This window comes from Mycobacterium cookii (assembly GCF_010727945.1).
GTDB lineage: Bacteria > Actinomycetota > Actinomycetes > Mycobacteriales > Mycobacteriaceae > Mycobacterium > Mycobacterium cookii.
Map to the genome: position 1 here is coordinate 2,748,550 of NZ_AP022569.1, position 13,868 is coordinate 2,762,417.

Consider the following 13,868-nt stretch of genomic DNA (forward strand, 5'->3'; position numbering starts at 1 on the left):
TGATGGGGTACCGCGTCGAAGCCGACTTGGACTTGTGCCAAGGCCACGCGATGTGCGAGCTGGAGGCGCCCGACTACTTTCGGGTGCCCAAGCGCGGCAAGGTCGAGATCGTCGATCCCGAGCCACCCGAGGAGGCCCGCGACGAAATCGAGCGGGCGGTCGAAATGTGCCCAACCCATGCCTTATTCATTAAACAGGAAGAGGATTGACAATGGCGTCACACCCGCGCGAGCAACTCGAGGCTTGGGTCGACCGTTGGCTCCAGGCCAACAAGGACTGTGAAAAGGCGGGCGATTGGCGACCGCTGGCAGACTTCTACGCCCCCGAGGCCACCTACGGCTGGAACATCGGCCCCAAGGAAGACGTGATGTGCGTCGGCGTCGACGAGATCCGCGACGTCGCACTGGGCATGGAGATGGAGGGCCTGGAGAACTGGGTCTACGAGTACCAGAAGGTGCTGATCGACGACAAGCAAGGCGAGATCGTCGGCTTCTGGAAGCAGATCGTCAACAAGAACGATGGCAGCCAGGACGAGATCTACGGCATCGGCGGCAGCTGGTTCCGGCTCAACGACGACCAGCTCATCGAGTGGCAGCGGGACTTCTTCGACTTCGGGCACGTCGCCAAGATGTTCGCCAACCTGATCGAGTCCGGCGACTTGAGCACCGGCATGCAGAACCGGATCCAACGCAGCATCGCCGGCGAGAAGCTGCCTGGCTACTACCCGCTCGGCCAGGCTCCGGTGCCGATCTGGTGATCGGGTACCGCTCCCCTGGTGACCGGGATCACCCACTGACCTACACTCAACCAAGCGGTTGCTTGCGTGGAGCTCGGGCCGTTCACAACCGACGTTCAATGACGAAAGCAGGTTCACGGTGAAGACCAAAGGCGCGCTGATCTGGGAGTTCAACCAGCCGTGGTCGATCGAGGAAATCGAGATCGGCGACCCCCAGAAAGACGAAGTCAAGATCCAGATGGAAGCGGCCGGGATGTGCCACTCCGACCACCACCTGGTCACCGGCGGCATTCCGATGGGTGGCTTTCCGGTTCTCGGCGGACACGAGGGCGCCGGCATCGTCACTGAAGTAGGCCCCGGCGTCGAGGACATCGCACCGGGCGACCACGTGGTGCTGTCGTTCATCCCGTCCTGTGGGCAGTGTCCGACGTGCCAGTCCGGCCTGCGTAACCTCTGCGACCTGGGCGCCGGGCTGCTCGGCGGCGCAGCGGTATCCGACGGCACGTTCCGCATCCAGGCCCGTGGCGAAAACGTCTTCCCGATGACGCTGCTGGGCACGTTCTCGCCGTACATGGTCGTGCACCGCAGCTCTGTGGTGAAGATCGACGAGTCCATCCCCTTCGAGGTCGCCGCGCTGGTCGGCTGCGGTGTCACCACCGGTTACGGTTCAGCGGTCCGCACCGCCGACATCCGCCCGGGAGAGGACGTCGCGATCGTCGGTATCGGCGGTGTCGGCATGGCAGCGTTGCAGGGCGCGGTGACCGCCGGAGCGCGCAACGTCTTCGCGATCGACCCGGTCGAGTGGAAACGCGACCAGGCGCTCAAATTCGGCGCGACGCACGTCTACCCCGACATCTTCGCCGCCATGGGCGGGATTATGGAAGTGACGCACGGCCTGATGGCCCACAAAGTCGTGGTCACCGTCGGCGAGCTGCACGGCGCCGACGTGGAGAACTACATGATCTTGACCGCCAAGGGTGGCACCTGCGTGCTGACCGCGATCGGCAGTCTGCTGGACAACAACGTCCAACTGAACCTGGCGATGCTGACCCTGATGCAGAAGACGATCAAGGGCACCATCTTCGGTGGCGGCAACCCGCAGTTCGACATCCCGCAGCTGTTGACGATGTACAAGGCGGGCAAGCTCAACCTCGACGACATGATCACCCGGCAGTACAAGTTGGAGCAGATCAACGACGGCTACAAGGACATGTTGGACGGCAAGAACATTCGCGGCGTGATCCGTTACACCGACGCCGACCGGTAATCCCCATGTCCGCCGAAACCGTTGAGCAGTCCCCCGCGTTGACGGCGTCGCAGTCGTCGTGGCGCTGCGTGCACGCCCACGACCGGGAGGGCTGGCTGGCGTTGATGGCCGACGACGTCGTCATCGAGGATCCGATCGGCAAATCGATCACCAATCCCGGCGGCAACGGCGTGCGGGGCAAGGACGCCGTCGGCGAGTTCTACGACACCAACATCGCCACCAACCAGTTGACGATCACTTGCGAGGAGACGTTTCCGTCCAGCGATCCCGCCGAGATCGCGCATATCTTGGTGCTGCGCAGCAAGTTTGACAACGGCATTACCAGCAAGGTGCGTGGTGTGTTCACCTACCGGGTCGATGACGCCGGGCGGATCGCGAACATGCGCGGCTACTGGAACCTCGAGGCGATGACCTTCGGCAACGAGGAGTGAGCCCACTGCTCGCTGGCCGCGGCGCGGTCGTGGTCGGCGGGTCGCGGGGCATCGGTGCGGCGGTCGCGCGGCTGTTGGCGCGGCACGGCGCCGCCGTAGTGGTCAACGGTCGAGACATCGACGCCGCCGAGTCCACCACGGCGGACATCACCGCTGTCGGTGGGCGGGCGGTCGCCCATACCGGTTCACCGTCCGATCAGCGGGCCGCAGAGTCGTTGGTGGACAGGTGTATTGAAGAATTCGGCCGCATCGACATCTTGATCAACTGCGCGGGCATCGCCGAGCCGCCGGGCTCGTCGATCCTCGACATCACCGCCGCCCAGTTCGCCGCTCTGCTCGACGCGCACTTGGGCACGGTGTTCGCGACCTGCCGCGCCGCGGCGCCCAAGATGGTCGCGCGGGGCAGCGGCAGCATCGTCAACACCAGCTCGTTCGCGTTCCTCGGCGACTACGGCGGCACGGGATATCCGGCCGGCAAGGGGGCAGTCAACAGCCTGACACTGTCGATCGCGGCCGAGCTGAAAGAGCATGGCGTGCGGGCGAATGTCGTGTGCCCGGGCGCCAAGACGCGGCTGTCGACCGGGCCGGAGTACGTCGCCCACATCACCGAGCTGAATCGCCGCGGCCTGCTCGACGACGTCTCGATGCAGGGCTCGCTGGACGTCGCCGAACCGGACTACGCCGCCCCGATCTACGTCTACCTGGCCAGCGAGCTCGCCCGGCACCGGACCGGTGAGATCTTCGCCGCCTCGGGCGGATTCGTCGGTCGGTTCCCCAAACCCGCGCCGACACTGCTCGCTTACCGGGACCACCACGATTCGCCGCCGTGGTCGGTGGCCGAGCTTTCGGCGTTGCTCGACGGCGGCACTGACTAGCCGCTCGCAGCACAACCTATGCTGAAGCGATGCCCACCCTTTTCAGCAGGATCATCAACGGCGAACTGCCGGGCCGGTTCGTGTACTCCGACGACGACGTCGTCGCGTTCTTGACCATCGAGCCGATGACCCAGGGACACACGCTGGTGGTGCCGCGAGCAGAAATCGATCAATGGCAGAACGTCGATCCGGCAGTGTTCGGCTGGATCATGTCGGTCGCCCAATTGATCGGCAAGGCTGTCACGAAAGCGTTCGAGGCTGACCGGGCCGGGGTGATCATCGCCGGACTCGAGGTCCCGCACTTGCACGTCCACGTCTTCCCGGCGAAGAGCCTGAGCGACTTCGGCTTCGCCAACGTCGACCGCAACCCGTCCGCGGAATCCCTTGACGAGGCGCAGCGCAAGATCAAGGCGGCCATCGCCGAGCTAACCGACTGAATCAGCGCGCGCGGCCACGTCGACGATCCGCGGGAGGCTGACGAAGAAGCGGCAGCCCTGACCGGGTGCGGTCGTCACTGCGACGGTGCCGCCATGCGCGCGGACGAGTGAGTCGACGATGGACAATCCCAGGCCCGAACCGCCGCTGCTGCGGGCTCGCGAGGTGTCCGCGCGATAGAACCGCTCGAAAACGCGTTGCGCGTCCTGCTCGGCCATGCCGGGCCCGTCGTCGATCACTTCCAGTACCGCGGAGCCGTCCCGCGTGCCGACCCGCACCGCGATGTCGGCGGTATCCGGGGTGTGCTGGACGGCGTTGACCATCAGATTGCTGAGCACTTGGCGCAGCCTCGCCTCGTCGCCGATCACTTCTGGAATCCCCGGCCCGTCAACCACATCCAGCGTGATCTTGCGCTGCGGTGCGATCGCTCGGGTGTTGTGCACTGTGTCGGCGGCCAGCGCCAGCAAGTCCACTCGTTGGCTTTCCAGCGGGCGTTGTGCATCCAACCGCGCCAGCAGCAGCAGATCTTCGACCAGCAGGCCCATCCGGCGCGCTTCGCTCTCGATCCGTGCCATCGTCTGTTCCGTATCGCGGGCCGCACCTTGGCGATACAACTCGGCGAAGCCACGGATGGTGGTCAGCGGAGTTCGCAGCTCGTGGCTGGCGTCGGTGATGAACCGGCGCATCCGCTCCTCGGACCGGCGGGCCAATCCTGCCGATGACTCCGACGACGCCACCGCCGTCTGGATCTGCGCCAGCATGCCGTTCAGCGCTGAGGACAGCCGGCCCACTTCAGTCCGCGGATCACGTTCGGGCACACGGCGATCCAACTGACCGCGAGCGATTGCCGCAGCGGTCTTCTCGACTTCCGCCAGTGGCCGCAGGCTGTGCGACACCACCGCATAGCTGGCCAGGCCCAGCACCAACAGAACCGCCACGCCGATGCCCAGCTGCAGCCATCCCAGCGCCCGGTCGGTCTGCAGAAAATCCGACAGGTCGTAGGCGACAGTCATCACCCGCCCTTGCCCACTATGCACCGAGACCGCACGCCATTTCGTGCCGGAATGATCGACCGAGCCAACGGTCACCGGCACAGCACCGACGTCGTTGTTCGCCGGCAGTGCCGGTTCTGCTCTCCTGTCGTTGACCACCGACCAGGTTCGGCCGTCCGGAAACGTACTGCGCAGGTAGTAGTTCGACGGCGGGCGATCGGCGGTGGGACTGTGCCGCCCCGGCAATGTCGTTCGGGCGGCCAGCGCCCAGCCGCGGCTGGCATCGAGCAGGTTGCGGTCGACGCGGTGGATCTGGCTGTTGCGCAAGATCGCCTCGACCGCGACGCCCGAGACCGCGAGACCACAGGCCGCCAGCACCAGGGTCGCCGCGACCAGGCTCACCCGCAGCGGCACTGCGGCCCGCAATCGCTTCAGCATCAGAACATTATTCGACGGAACGTCGTGGGTGGTGCAGACAACCGCGCGTTTCCTATCGTGGCTCCCGCAGCACGTAGCCCACGCCACGCAGGGTGTGCAGCAGGCGTTTCTCGCCGGTGTCGACCTTGCGACGCAGGTATGACACATACGATTCGACGACGTTGACGTCACCGCCGAAGTCGTAGCGCCAGACGTGGTCCAGGATCTTCGGCTTGCTCAACACTGTGCCCGCATTGATCACGAAATAGCGCAGCAGCGTGAATTCGGTGGGCGACAACGAAACCGGCTCGCCGGCCTTCCACACCTCGTGGGTTTCTTCGTCGAGCTCGATGTCGGCGAAGGCCAGCCGGGCATTGCGGTTCTCCACGACGCCTCTGCCGGTGCGCCGCAAGATGACTCGTAATCGGGCCACGACCTCTTCCAGGCTGAACGGCTTGGTGACGTAGTCGTCGCCGCCGAGCGTCAGCCCGGCGATCTTGTCCTGCAACGAGTCACGCGCGGTGAGGAACAGGGCCGGCGCGTCAATGCCGTCAGCCCGCAGCCGGCGCAGCACCCCGAAGCCGTCCATTCCGGGCATCATCACGTCGAGGATCACCGCATCTGGTTTGACCTCACGGGCCAGGTCCAGCGCCGCCGCTCCGTTGGTGGCGGTGTGGACCTCGAAGCCCTGGAATTTGAGGCTCACCGACAGCAATTCAACGATGTTGTCCTCGTCATCGACGACGAGGACCCGTGCTTCCGGTAGCGATTCGTGCATTGCTGCTGACATGACGTCAATTCCCTCGCACTTAGCTAAGGGAATCCTCCAAGCTAGCTGTGCTCAGGCTGAGAGTTAGTTGGAAGCCGGTTGACAATAATCACCACGGATTTCTGTAACGCCTGAATAGACTCGGGGGATGAACCTCGGCAAAAGTCTGGCGAACCTCGCTACCGCACCGGTGCGGGTCGGCCTGGCGGCTGCCGACGCGGGCCTCGGCGTCGCCACCACGGCACTCGGCATGGCGCATCGCAGCCTCGGCGAAGCGGGCACGGAGGGGCGGTCCAACGCCGTCACGCACATGCTGGGCATCGACGATGCGATCACCCGGGCCAACCGGCTGGCCCGACTGCTGGACGACGACGCGCCGCTGGGCCGTGCCCTGGCCACCGACGGGCCGATCGATCGGCTGCTGCGCCCGGGCGGCGTCGTCGACATGCTGACTCAGGAAGGCGGCCTGCTCGACCGGCTGACCGCCGAGGGCGGCGGGCTGGAGCGAGCTCTCAAGCCGGGCGGGCTCGCGGATCAGCTGGTCGCCGACGACGGGCTGATCGACCGGCTGCTCGCCGAGGACGGGCTGGCCGACCGCCTGCTCGCCGAGGGCGGTCTCATCGACAAGCTGACCGCCCGCAACGGGCCGCTCGAGCAGCTGGCCGCGGTCGCCGACACGCTGAGCCGGCTTGCGCCCGGGATGGAGGCGTTGGAGCCTGCCATCGCCACGCTGCAGGACGCGGTGACGTCGCTGACCTTGGTCGTCAACCCGCTGAGCAATATCGCCGACCGGATTCCGCTGCCGGGCCGTCGCCCCCGACGGACCGGGCCGCCGCGGACCGTGCGTTCCCAGCGCATCATCGAGCACGACGAGTAGTTCGGACCTGATGGCGCGGCTTCTCAGCGGGCCGTTCCGGCCCGCATCGTCGCCCCGCAGAGCCCGATCGCGCGGCTCCTCAGCGGGCCGTTCCGGCCCGCATCGTCGCCCCGCAGAGCCCGATCGCGCGGCTCCTCAGCGGGCCGTTCCGGCCCGCATCGTCGCCCCGCAGAGCCCGATCGCGCGGCTCCTCAGCGGGCCGTTCCGGCCCGCATCGTCGCCCCGCAGAGCCCGATCGCGCGGCTCCTCAGCGGGCCGTTCCGGCCCGCATCGTCGCCCCGCTAGGCTTGTCACCGGTTAAAACCGGCCTCCTTAGCTCAGTGGTAGAGCACTCGCCTTGTAAGCGAGCGGTCGTCAGTTCAATCCTGACAGGGGGCTCAAGGATCAAAGGAGTTCTCATGAGCTATCGCCGGCTTGCCTGGATGCTCGGCACTGTATTGGTGGCCGCCGTCGCCCCGCTCCCAGCTCACGCCGATCCATCGGTGCCGCCGGGTCAACCGGTGAAGTGTGTGAGCAACACCCAAAAAGGCAAGCAGGTCCTCGTTCCCTGCGACCTGCTCAACGCTGGCGCCAACTTTCCGCCGGGGTACCGCTGCCCTCCTCCGCTCGACCAGTACCCGAAGGATGTGGCCGACTGGTGCGGCGAGGGGCCAGGCCTGGCGAGCACGACGCCGGCGAGTCCAACCACCCCAACGAGCCCGACCAGCCCTACGACGCCGACGAGCCCCGCACGTCCTACGAGTCCTACGAGTCCTACGAGTCCTACGAGTCCTACGACCCCAACGAGCTCGACGAGTCCTACAACTCCGACAAGTCCAGGCAGCCGATCGTGAGGGCGTGACCTGCTAACTACGGCGTCGGTGGGCCGAAGCACCAGGGTGACGGATGGTCTGGCGATTGTGCGTGGGCGCGTGCGTTGACTTCTGATGTTCCAACTGCCGGATCAACTCGTGTTTGGCGTCGTGCAGCGCGCGCGTGATGTCGGGATGACCGGCGACCGCGACGAGCGGGCTGAGCCCGGGCAGGGTCGTCCGCAGCGTGACGCGCTGTTCCCTACGGCCCCGGTCCTGCAGCGACACTTCGAGTTTGACGTCCAGCGGGTCCCACCGGCCGAGATGCGGCGCGAGGGTGGCCAACGTCCGCAGCACGTGCGGACGTTCCTTTGCGACGAAACCCGCGCCCATGTGCAGGACGTACTCTCCTAGCGGGTTGGACACGTCGTCAGTGGCCCGTTTCGTCGTACTCACAGTGACCTCATGTCGGCAAGCAACTCTGGAAGTGGCACGGTGGCAAGGCCGATGGCGCTGTCGGCGATCCCGTACGGGATCACCAAGGTGTCGGCGTGAACGAGTGCGCCGCACGAGTACACGACGTTGGGCACGTAGCCGTTCTGTTCGTCGGGCGCAGGGCTGAGCAGCGGGCGACGCAACCGGCCGACTATTGTCGTCGGGTCGTCGAGGTCGAGCAGGATCGCACCGATGCTGTAGGTGCGCATAGGCCCGACGCCGTGGGTGAGTACCAGCCAGCCCGCGTCGGTTTCGATTGGCGGACCGCAGTTTCCGAGTTGCAGCGCCTCCCAGGATTCGATCGGCCGCTGGCAGGGCGACGCGGTGGTCCAGACCGCGAGATGATCGGCGAAGGCGACGGTGTTGGTCTCGCGGTCAGAACGCGACATGGCGGCGTAGCGACCGTTGATGCGACGCGGGAACAACGCCAAGCCCTTGTTGGCCGCGGCCCTTCCAACCAGCGGCCTCGAGCTGAAGGACTGAAAATCCCTGGTATCGAGCAACTGCTGGCTGATATGTGACCCGCTGTAGGCCGTGTAGGTGGCGTAGTAGGTGACCGAGCCGTCGTCGTCGACGAAGCGGACGAACCGGGCGTCCTCCATGCCGGCCTGCTCGGCTTCCATCGCAGGCCACAGGACGCGTTCGGAAAGCGCAGCGCCACTAGGGAATTCGATTGAGTAGAAGCGGTCGGCGATGGTGCGGATCAGGGCAGCCGTGCGTTCCCCGTGTCCACGGGTGCGCATGTGGCGGCGAAGGTCGGCGAGTCGCTCGTCGAGGTCGGAGCGCGTGAAGCGGTCGTCGAGTGCGTCGAAGACGTAGTCCGCGGCCTCGCCGACGTCGCCGAGGCACGCGAATTCACCACGGAACACCGCCGCGTCGAGCAGCGCCCCCGATGCGCGGCCCTTCGCCGCGAATGGTGCGGGCTCGTCGATCCGGGCCCGGCCCGCGGCGTCGACGACGCCGGTGCGGAATCCAATGGACGAGCGGTGGCCTTCCCCGATTCCCCGCACGCTCATGGCGAAGCGCAAGCTCCCCGCCGCCGTGCCGGTCTGATCGGGATGGACGACGATGCTCGGATTGCATAACGCCGCCCCTTCGATGGCGTACTCGCTGGTAAACGTGGCACCCAGCAAGAGCATTCGCGCATCGGAGAGCGTGATGGTCGGATCAAGCCGATCGGCGAGTTCGTTGGCGTGCCGGCGGAAGGTGCCCGCGAGGTCGCGGTGGCGTCCGTCGAAGCGAACGATGACGTCGTCCAAGGCCGAGTGCACGTCGTCGTCGGTCAGGGCGAGGATGCGCTTGAGCACCACGCCCGCACGGGACTCCTGAAGCTCGAAGCCCTCCTGCCCGGGCACGAAGAGCTGCGCGATCACTCGCGCCGGGTTCGCCGCCATCCGCTCCGGGTTGCGGGTGACCAGTCCGGCGTGTGTCAAAGTCATTGCGGCACAGGTGAGAAGCGCTGAGCATGCTGCAGCGTGGAGATCACCGACACCGTCGACTCCGCGCCCTGGTTGAGGTTGACGCAGTCGGCGAGCAACCCGTCGTACCCCCCGCCGGCCTCCGGCTCCCACATCTGCAGCCCAGCGTCGTTGGCGCCTTCGAACCAGGCGGCGGCCAACCGGATACCGTCGGGCCAGAGTGCGCGCGGGTCGGTGGCCGCGGCGCGTGCGCAGGCGTCGGCGAGGGAGGCCACCTCGGTGGGCTGCTGGTCGAAGGCGGGCTTATCGTCGTGCGGTCCCCGACCGCCGACGGGGGTGGGCGACAGGTGGCCGTCGGCGGTTTCGCAGTCGAGCAACCACTCCAGCAGATCGAGGCCACATTGTTTCAGGTCGGCGTCCTCGAGTGCGACGCCGGCGGCAATCATCGCCTCCGGGAGAACCGCGTTCGCATAGGTCAGTCTTGGCTCGGGCCAAGGCCATTCGGGCGTACTGCTGGGTTGTGCGACGGTGGCGGCGTAGTCACCGAGCAATCGCAGGGCGGCCGGGTTACCCGGCTCGAAGGTGAGGAGTTCGGCGGCGCCGATGGCGGCGTGCGCCATCGCCCGCGGCCACGGCGACCTGGCCTTGGCGGCGCGCTCGAACTGAATGACCGCAAGCCGGCGCACCAGGCTCACGTCGCTGTGGGCGGCAGCCGTGCCGAGCCCCCAGATGCAACGGCCCCAGTGGTCGCCCGTGGTGGGCTGGTCGGTCCAATTGCCCGCGCTGTCCATCCGGTTGCGGCAGGAGCCGTTGTGGGACTGCGCGTCGTTCAGGAACTGCAGGGCCTTGCCGGCGAGCCCGTTCACCAGACCCGGTGCGTCGGATTCGCGGGTAGCGACGACGAGCACCCTGGCCATGTCGTCGGTGCAGTACCCGTGTTCGCGGCGGGGTGCCGCCATGCAGGCGTGCTCGAAGGTGGCGCGATGGTCCGTCATGCGAAGCAGGTGTGCGAAGACCGGACGGGGCGCGGGGCCGGTCATGCCACGGCCAAGCGGGCGGCAACCAGCCGTTGCGCGAGCTCGATGTACGTGCCGGCGACCACGGGCCACGCCATTGCCGGGGCCAACTCGCGGGCGCGCGTCGCCATGGCGCCGGCCGCGTGCGGATCGGTCAGAAGTCGCGACAGCGCGGTGACGAGGGCATCCGGATCGTCGTGGGCCACGACGGTACCCGCGCCGCTACCCAGCAGCTCGACAGCGTGCGGAAAGGCGGTGGCGACGATGGGGCGACCGCTGGCGACGGAGTCGACCAGTACGCCAGAGGTGACCTGGTCTTTCGAGTCGTAGGGCAGCACGACGACGGCGGCAGCCTGGATGAGCTCGGTGATGGCGGCTGGACTGCGGTACTCCGCATCGAACGACACCGAGTCGGCGACGCCGAGGCGCCGGGCTTGGGCGCCGAGCGCCTCGCGGTATGCCTCACCCTGGGAGGCGAGCACCTTGGGGTGGGTGCGGCCGGCGATCAGGTAGCGCGGGGGGTTCGTCAGGTCCTTCAGCGACGTCATAGCGTCGATGACGCGTTCAACGCCCTTGCCCGGGCCGATCAGTCCCCACGTCAGAATGCTGGGTCTGTCCTGATGCCGCACATCGGTGGTGGCGGGCAGGACCGCCCCGTGCGGGATGATGGTGACTTTGCGATGGTCGACGACGAAGCCGTCGCACAGCCGTTGGCGTGCCCCTTCCGACATCACGACCACTTGGTCGGTCAGGGCCATCACTCGTTCGAGCACCGAACGTTGTTGCGGCGTCGGGTGTTTGAGCACCGTGTGAGCGACGACGATGGACGGCACCCGCAGCGCCGCCATGATCTGCACGACCTCGTCCCCGTCGAGTCCACCGTAGAGGCCGTACTCATGCTGGATGAGCGCGATGTCGGCACGGTTGAGCATTTCGGCGGCGGCGGTGGCGGACGCGGGGTCTCCATTGACGAGTTCCCCGACGACGAGGGACTCCGTCGAGGGCTGATCGTCAGCGATGCGTACGACACGGACGTCGACGCCTCGAGCGGTCAAACTGTCCGCCAACGCGGCAGTGAATGTCGCGAGCCCGCACGCCGTCGGCGAATAGGTGCTGAGGATGCCGAACCGCGGCACATACGAGAAGTGTTGCGCCCCAAAGGGTGCGATCAACGATTGGGCCAAAGATGAAGCATTCAAAGTGTTATCCCGACTGGCAGTTGCCACATGTGTCTGTGGCGAGTGCCACGTGTGTCCGGTGTGAGCAGATGCTCGGGCCAATCAGCGAGAGAAACTGAGCCATTCCGGATGCGCTGGTGAGCACCAGCACTGACAACGTTACACCCGCGTCGACCGAACCGTGTGGTCGCGGGCCCGAAGACCGATCATCTGCCCACTCGGGCAGGTCCGAATGGTCCGAAATGCTATTCGCGTATGACCCCACGCAAGGGCATCAGCCCGAGTTCGTTGTGGCTCATGAACCCTGGCGGTGCATCCACGACGGCGGGTATCGCGTTCGCAGGTCCCATCGCGGTCCAGGTGTACCCGGGAAGTGCGTAACCGCCGTCGGGATCCGCGGCCCCCTGGAGGATGAGCTCGGTGGATGAGTCACCCTCGATCACGATGCGGTAGTGGTAGTGCTGCGGCCAGTCCTCTTGCGGCTCAATAGCATCGAATGTGTCCATCGTGTAGATCTCGTGAAAGACGACAAGCGGCCTGTTGTTCACCCACGCCGTCCACTTATGATGCTGCCGCGCCACGGTGCCTGCCTTGATCACACCTTTGAACCCCGGCATATCGCTGGTCTCGCCGCCTTCGAACGGGATGTCGCGGGTGGCGACCCCGAGCTCGACCTCGGTGGTGTACCTGTCGACTGTCTTGCCCATTCCCTCGACGATCATGGCCATCGACTGTGCGAACAACGGCCATGCCTGCCCCAGCAGATTGGGGCCGTCTTCGAAACCGGCCGGATCACTGCCCATGCCCATCTCGTACAGATACTTCAAGGTGTCTCTGCCGAAATTCACCACCTCGTAGATGTGGATGGTGTCGATCTGGCTGACGATTCGCGCCAGCGTCAGAACGAGCAGGTCTCCAGCGAAACCGGGGTTGACGCCCCCGGCGTGAAACGATGTCCCGCCCTCGATACACGCCGCGTGGATCTTGTCGATATCAGCTTGACTGTGTTCGGTCCGATACCACCATGCGCCCCCAGAGGCGACGACGTTCTTGCCTCCGCGCAGCAGTCGGCAGACCTCGTCGGGGTCAGACCACAGCGGCGCATAGAAGACGCAGTCGGCTTCCAATGCCTCGATAGCATCCTTGTCATTGGTGGCGCGCACACCGGTCGGTGCCTTACCGCAGAGTTCGCCGGCATCTTTGCCGACCTTCTCTGGACGGTTGCAGAGCACCCCGACCAATTCGTAGGCGGGGTTATGGGCAAAATGGCGAAGCGCTATCGTTCCGACGTTTCCGACGCCCCACTGGATTACGCGATACTTCTTGTCGACCGGGGACCTGGTTGCGTTTGCGTGACCTTGCTCGACCGTCGTCATTGCTCCTCCTTCGGTTTCATGATCACTAGTTGATCGACACTCCCGCATCGACTTTGAACTGCAGTCCGGTGACAAAACGCGATTCGTCCGAGATCAGGAACAGCACCGCGTTGCTGACGTCCACGGGTTCGATGCATGGCGTGGGCATGGCGTTGACGAACATCGGTATCAGGTCCGGACGTTCCTCGCCGAGAGTGGCGCCGAACGACGGCGGCACCATACCGGTGGGCGTCCCGGTAGGATGCACCGAATTGACCCGGATACTCTGTGCAGCAAGCTCATTGGCGAGCGCAATCGTTAAGCCCGTAACACCGTACTTGGTTGCGGTGTAGGGAATTTGAAGCGGGAATCCCTTCATCGCACCCGCCGAGCTGATGTTGACCAAGCTGCCGCCTCCTTGGGCGAGCAGATGCGGGATCGCCGCGACGCAGGTGTTCCACGTCCCGATGAGGTTCACATCGACGACTGTGCGCCAGTGATCGGAAGTTGTTCTGTCCCAAGGTGCGACGGTGAGCACACCGGCGTTGGCGACGGCGCCGTCCAATCCGCCCAGTTCGTCCACGCCTTCGTCGACAGCTGAGCGCAATGCCGCTTCGTCGCGGACATCAGCGACTCGGCTCACGCAGCGGCCGCCGTGCTCGGCGACCAAGCGCACCGTCTCTGCCAAATCGTCCTTTGTGGCCAAGTCGTATTCGAGCGCCGGCAGGGACTCACAGAGGTCGACGAGAATGAGATCGGCACCCTCCTCGGCGAGTCTGAGCGCGTGACTGCGCCCCAAACCGCGTGCGGCACCGG

16 protein-coding genes and 1 tRNA gene are annotated in these 13,868 nt (G+C 65.9%); 9 read left to right on the forward strand and 8 right to left on the reverse strand.

Features of this window, described 5'->3' with window-relative positions; translation table 11 throughout:
* Nucleotides 1-2: 2 nt before the first annotated feature.
* The 6 genes from G6N27_RS12965 to G6N27_RS12990 all read left to right on the forward strand — a co-directional run bounded on the left by G6N27_RS12965 (nucleotide 3) and on the right by G6N27_RS12990 (nucleotide 3,746).
* Nucleotides 3-209, forward strand: coding sequence for a ferredoxin (locus tag G6N27_RS12965; RefSeq protein ID WP_163776690.1), 207 nt, complete (start codon nucleotides 3-5; stop codon nucleotides 207-209).
* A 2-nt stretch (nucleotides 210-211) separates the two neighbouring features.
* Nucleotides 212-757: a nuclear transport factor 2-like protein gene (locus tag G6N27_RS12970; RefSeq protein WP_163776691.1), complete on the forward strand. Its 546-nt coding sequence runs from the start codon at nucleotides 212-214 to the stop codon at nucleotides 755-757.
* Nucleotides 758-875: 118 nt separating this feature from the next.
* Nucleotides 876-2,003 carry an NDMA-dependent alcohol dehydrogenase gene (locus G6N27_RS12975; RefSeq protein ID WP_163776692.1) on the forward strand — a complete coding sequence of 376 codons (1,128 nt, stop codon included), beginning with the start codon at nucleotides 876-878 and terminating at the stop codon, nucleotides 2,001-2,003.
* A gap of 5 nt (nucleotides 2,004-2,008) precedes the next feature.
* Nucleotides 2,009-2,434, forward strand: coding sequence for a nuclear transport factor 2 family protein (locus G6N27_RS12980; RefSeq protein ID WP_163776693.1), 426 nt, complete (start codon nucleotides 2,009-2,011; stop codon nucleotides 2,432-2,434).
* A complete protein-coding gene (locus tag G6N27_RS12985) occupies nucleotides 2,431-3,309 on the forward strand; it encodes an SDR family NAD(P)-dependent oxidoreductase (protein WP_163776694.1) in 879 nt (292 codons plus the stop codon). Before G6N27_RS12980 ends, G6N27_RS12985 begins: the two co-directional genes overlap by 4 nt.
* Nucleotides 3,310-3,338: 29 nt before the next feature.
* On the forward strand, nucleotides 3,339-3,746 hold the full coding sequence (locus G6N27_RS12990; protein WP_163776695.1) for an HIT family protein: 408 nt from the start codon (nucleotides 3,339-3,341) through the stop codon (nucleotides 3,744-3,746).
* Here the strand turns inward: G6N27_RS12990 and G6N27_RS12995 are convergent.
* Together G6N27_RS12995 and G6N27_RS13000 are read right to left on the reverse strand one after the other, a co-directional pair.
* The gene (locus G6N27_RS12995) at nucleotides 3,735-5,261 is read right to left on the reverse strand and encodes a sensor histidine kinase (protein WP_372512992.1); all 1,527 of its coding nucleotides are present in this window, start codon (nucleotides 5,259-5,261) and stop codon (nucleotides 3,735-3,737) included. The genes G6N27_RS12990 and G6N27_RS12995 overlap by 12 nt on opposite strands.
* Nucleotides 5,227-5,943 carry a response regulator transcription factor gene (locus tag G6N27_RS13000; RefSeq protein WP_163776696.1) on the reverse strand — a complete coding sequence of 239 codons (717 nt, stop codon included), beginning with the start codon at nucleotides 5,941-5,943 and terminating at the stop codon, nucleotides 5,227-5,229. The genes G6N27_RS12995 and G6N27_RS13000 overlap by 35 nt, the downstream gene beginning before the upstream one ends.
* 127 nt (nucleotides 5,944-6,070) lie before the next feature.
* Here G6N27_RS13000 and G6N27_RS13005 point away from each other — a divergent pair, with 127 nt between their 5' ends.
* From G6N27_RS13005 to G6N27_RS13015, 3 genes are all read left to right on the forward strand, one after another.
* Nucleotides 6,071-6,799 carry a hypothetical protein gene (locus G6N27_RS13005; RefSeq protein ID WP_163776697.1) on the forward strand — a complete coding sequence of 243 codons (729 nt, stop codon included), beginning with the start codon at nucleotides 6,071-6,073 and terminating at the stop codon, nucleotides 6,797-6,799.
* Between the two features lie 306 nt (nucleotides 6,800-7,105).
* A tRNA-Thr gene (locus G6N27_RS13010) sits at nucleotides 7,106-7,177 on the forward strand.
* A 259-nt stretch (nucleotides 7,178-7,436) separates the two neighbouring features.
* Nucleotides 7,437-7,640 carry a hypothetical protein gene (locus G6N27_RS13015; RefSeq protein WP_163776698.1) on the forward strand — a complete coding sequence of 68 codons (204 nt, stop codon included), beginning with the start codon at nucleotides 7,437-7,439 and terminating at the stop codon, nucleotides 7,638-7,640.
* A gap of 4 nt (nucleotides 7,641-7,644) precedes the next feature.
* Here the strand turns inward: G6N27_RS13015 and G6N27_RS13020 are convergent, their stop codons facing one another.
* From G6N27_RS13020 to G6N27_RS13045, 6 genes are all read right to left on the reverse strand, one after another.
* Nucleotides 7,645-8,046, reverse strand: coding sequence for a hypothetical protein (locus G6N27_RS13020; protein WP_232064566.1), 402 nt, complete (start codon nucleotides 8,044-8,046; stop codon nucleotides 7,645-7,647).
* The gene (locus tag G6N27_RS13025) at nucleotides 8,043-9,524 is read right to left on the reverse strand and encodes a glycoside hydrolase family 130 protein (RefSeq protein ID WP_163776699.1); all 1,482 of its coding nucleotides are present in this window, start codon (nucleotides 9,522-9,524) and stop codon (nucleotides 8,043-8,045) included. The genes G6N27_RS13020 and G6N27_RS13025 overlap by 4 nt, the downstream gene beginning before the upstream one ends.
* A complete protein-coding gene (locus G6N27_RS13030) occupies nucleotides 9,521-10,543 on the reverse strand; it encodes a glycosyltransferase (RefSeq protein WP_163776700.1) in 1,023 nt (340 codons plus the stop codon). Before G6N27_RS13030 ends, G6N27_RS13025 begins: the two co-directional genes overlap by 4 nt.
* Nucleotides 10,540-11,703 carry a glycosyltransferase gene (locus G6N27_RS13035; protein WP_232064568.1) on the reverse strand — a complete coding sequence of 388 codons (1,164 nt, stop codon included), beginning with the start codon at nucleotides 11,701-11,703 and terminating at the stop codon, nucleotides 10,540-10,542. The genes G6N27_RS13030 and G6N27_RS13035 overlap by 4 nt, the downstream gene beginning before the upstream one ends.
* Nucleotides 11,704-11,942: 239 nt before the next feature.
* On the reverse strand, nucleotides 11,943-13,073 hold the full coding sequence (locus tag G6N27_RS13040; protein ID WP_163776702.1) for an NAD(P)H-dependent amine dehydrogenase family protein: 1,131 nt from the start codon (nucleotides 13,071-13,073) through the stop codon (nucleotides 11,943-11,945).
* 25 nt (nucleotides 13,074-13,098) lie between these two features.
* The gene (locus G6N27_RS13045; RefSeq protein WP_232065078.1) at nucleotides 13,099-13,851 is read right to left on the reverse strand and encodes a mycofactocin-coupled SDR family oxidoreductase; all 753 of its coding nucleotides are present in this window, start codon (nucleotides 13,849-13,851) and stop codon (nucleotides 13,099-13,101) included.
* Nucleotides 13,852-13,868 lie beyond the last annotated feature (17 nt).

What these genes read in the sequence shown, in the direction of transcription:
- G6N27_RS12965 (WP_163776690.1), top strand. Translation starts at nt 3, where the DNA reads ATGGGGTACCGCGTCGAAGCCGACTTGGACTTGTGCCAAGGCCACGCG.
- G6N27_RS12970 (WP_163776691.1), top strand. Translation starts at nt 212, where the DNA reads ATGGCGTCACACCCGCGCGAGCAACTCGAGGCTTGGGTCGACCGTTGG.
- G6N27_RS12980 (WP_163776693.1), top strand. Translation starts at nt 2,009, where the DNA reads ATGTCCGCCGAAACCGTTGAGCAGTCCCCCGCGTTGACGGCGTCGCAG.
- G6N27_RS12990 (WP_163776695.1), top strand. Translation starts at nt 3,339, where the DNA reads ATGCCCACCCTTTTCAGCAGGATCATCAACGGCGAACTGCCGGGCCGG.
- G6N27_RS13000 (WP_163776696.1), bottom strand. Translation starts at nt 5,943, where the DNA reads ATGTCAGCAGCAATGCACGAATCGCTACCGGAAGCACGGGTCCTCGTC.
- G6N27_RS13005 (WP_163776697.1), top strand. Translation starts at nt 6,071, where the DNA reads ATGAACCTCGGCAAAAGTCTGGCGAACCTCGCTACCGCACCGGTGCGG.
- G6N27_RS13025 (WP_163776699.1), bottom strand. Translation starts at nt 9,524, where the DNA reads ATGACTTTGACACACGCCGGACTGGTCACCCGCAACCCGGAGCGGATG.
- G6N27_RS13030 (WP_163776700.1), bottom strand. Translation starts at nt 10,543, where the DNA reads ATGACCGGCCCCGCGCCCCGTCCGGTCTTCGCACACCTGCTTCGCATG.
- G6N27_RS13040 (WP_163776702.1), bottom strand. Translation starts at nt 13,073, where the DNA reads ATGACGACGGTCGAGCAAGGTCACGCAAACGCAACCAGGTCCCCGGTC.